Origin of the sequence: Halorubrum sp. SP3 (assembly GCF_005435195.1) — an archaeon.
In the GTDB taxonomy this organism is placed as follows: Archaea; Halobacteriota; Halobacteria; order Halobacteriales; family Haloferacaceae; genus Halorubrum; species Halorubrum sodomense.
In genome coordinates this window covers 267-557 of record NZ_SGTU01000273.1, presented here as the reverse complement: position 1 = coordinate 557, position 291 = coordinate 267, and the positions used below count along the sequence as shown (strand labels likewise).

General features: G+C 54.6%; 1 protein-coding gene. It reads right to left on the bottom strand.

Annotation, left to right across the window (positions count from 1 at the left end; all coding sequences use genetic code 11):
- A partial coding sequence (locus EXE42_RS20895) for a tyrosine-type recombinase/integrase (protein WP_199240798.1) occupies positions 1-291 on the bottom strand: 291 nt, incomplete at both ends.

The following is a 291-nucleotide window of genomic DNA, read 5'->3' as shown; positions in this document are numbered from 1 at the left end:
AGATCCAACTTTGAAGGGGTATGCCCCAGAAGTTGGCGAATCTCAGACTGTGGAACCCCGAGCTGAAGCAGGCGCGTTGTGAATGTCGATCGAAGTGCTTGAGGGGTGATGTTCTCGGAAAGACAGTCTTCACTGACTGATTTGACTCGGTTCGTCACCGTCGAGCGGGTGATCCCAACCTCACTTCGCGTTGCGAAGAACTCCTCGAACCGTTCGACCCCTTCTTCGGACAGCGGAATCGATCTCACCCGGGACCTAATGCCTTTAACTGCATCTTCCGGGACTTGGAGC